Annotated in this window: 1 pseudogene; it reads right to left on the bottom strand. The window is 57.6% G+C overall.

The features are described from left to right. Positions 1-154 (bottom strand): annotated as a pseudogene (locus SAZ04_RS23695) (helicase HerA-like domain-containing protein); the annotation flags it as partial. Positions 155-229: the final 75 nt, after the last annotated feature.

Here is a 229-nt window from a genome sequence, read left to right as displayed (position 1 = left end):
CGCAGTACTTGAACACGAGGGAGAGAACACTCGCCTGAGTCGAGTTCAGATCCAGAACTTTCGAGAGGAGCAGCGGGCCAAACGATGACACGGTCGCGCGAAGCTGAGCACCCTTCGCACCTTTCAGGCTCAGGAACTCGTCTGGAAATGACGATGCCTTCCAGTCGTATCCTGTCTATTTAGCACGCGCTGCGATCCGATCGTTCGAGTCGCCCGGTGCACCGAGTCC

Origin of the sequence: Halalkalibacter lacteus (assembly GCF_036663595.1) — a bacterium.
GTDB classification, from domain to species: Bacteria; Bacillota; Bacilli; order Bacillales; family Bacillaceae_D; genus Halalkalibacter; species Halalkalibacter lacteus.
The sequence above is the reverse complement of the archived record's forward strand: the minus strand, read 5'-3'. Positions and strand labels throughout refer to the sequence as shown.